The sequence below is a fragment of the Pseudomonas sp. 2822-15 genome (assembly GCF_002742515.1).
GTDB lineage: Bacteria > Pseudomonadota > Gammaproteobacteria > Pseudomonadales > Pseudomonadaceae > Aquipseudomonas > Aquipseudomonas salomonii.
In genome coordinates this window covers 1-329 of record NZ_LJRY01000232.1, presented here as the reverse complement: position 1 = coordinate 329, position 329 = coordinate 1, and the positions used below count along the sequence as shown (strand labels likewise).

Genomic DNA, 329 nt, shown 5'->3' with positions numbered 1-329 from the left:
GTAAAAAGGCGACAACACACTGGATGGATATTGATAGACTAGAAAAGGAATTTCCTAACGTATCAGTTCAGCAGGGTGTGAAATTTGTGGATGAGGGTTCTGTGATAACATCAGGTGGAATTTCAGCAGGTATAAATATGTCCTTTCATCTGATCTCTCGATTACATGGAAAAGGAGTGGCTAACGAAACAGCTAAACGAATGGAATATGATATTCAGTTATAATACCAATAGAACTGCAGGCATATTTAATTGTCTGCAGTAATTTTTTATTCTGTTTCTATTTAGAACTTATTACTCGAAGGGCTAGAAATGGTTTTACTATAAAAA

At 35.0% G+C, this 329-nt stretch carries 1 pseudogene; it reads left to right on the top strand.

Features of this window, described 5'->3' with window-relative positions:
• Positions 1 to 224, top strand: a pseudogene (locus AOA59_RS32850) (DJ-1/PfpI family protein); the annotation flags it as partial.
• Positions 225 to 329: the final 105 nt, after the last annotated feature.